The organism is Leisingera sp. ANG-M1 (assembly GCF_000813745.1).
Lineage (GTDB): Bacteria > Pseudomonadota > Alphaproteobacteria > Rhodobacterales > Rhodobacteraceae > Leisingera.
The window spans coordinates 841-1,565 of the sequence record NZ_JWLC01000051.1 but is presented as its reverse complement, the minus strand read 5'-3'; the positions used below and the strand labels follow the sequence as shown (position 1 = coordinate 1,565).

The 725-nt window shown below is 61.0% G+C and carries 2 protein-coding genes; both read right to left on the bottom strand.

The features are described 5' to 3' along the window. On the bottom strand, positions 1–176 hold a 176-nt coding region (locus tag RA19_RS25180), incomplete at its 3' end, for a peptide-methionine (S)-S-oxide reductase (protein WP_039168595.1). Next, on the bottom strand, positions 173–622 hold the full coding sequence (gene msrB / locus RA19_RS25175; RefSeq protein ID WP_039134453.1) for a peptide-methionine (R)-S-oxide reductase MsrB: 450 nt from the start codon (positions 620–622) through the stop codon (positions 173–175). The genes RA19_RS25180 and msrB, both read right to left, overlap by 4 nt. Positions 623–725 lie beyond the last annotated feature (103 nt).

Below are 725 nucleotides of genomic sequence, written 5' to 3'. Positions count from 1 at the left end.
TCGAAGATGATCTCGATCCCCTCGGCATGGGTGCCGTGGTTTTTATAGGTGGCATTGGGCACATCGCCGCCGGTATAGCCGACTCGGGTGCTGATGACGCCGGGGCGTTTGCGGATCAGTTCCTGCATGCCCCAGAAACAGCCGCCTGCCAGGACGGCGCGTTCGGTGGTGCTCATTTCACGACCTCCACTTGGTTGATGTAGGCGCCATAGCCCTCGGCCTCCATGTCGTCCAGATGCACAAAGCGCAAGGACGCAGAGTTGATGCAGTAGCGCAGGCCGCCCCGGTCCATTGGCCCGTCCGGGAACACATGGCCAAGGTGGCTGTCGCCATGGGTCGACCGTACCTCTGTGCGGATCATGCCAAGGGTGCGGTCTTCCAGCTCCTGGATATGGGCCGCCTCAATGGGTTTGGTGAAGCTGGGCCAGCCGCAGCCGGATTCGTACTTGTCCGAGGAGGCAAACAGCGGCTCGCCCGAGACGATGTCCACATAAATGCCCGGCTCCTTGTTGGAGAGCAGCTTGCCGGTGCCCGGGCGTTCGGTTCCGGAATTCTGGGTCACATAGAATTCTTCTTCCGACAGCGCGGCGATGGCGTCCGGGTTTTTGAAGTATTTGGTCATAATGTCCTCCCGCCTGTTCGCGTTTGGTGCAGAACATGGGGTCTGGGCGCGGAAATGCAAATCCTGTTACAGGCGGCTCGCGAAACCGTGCGGCGAAGGCCGG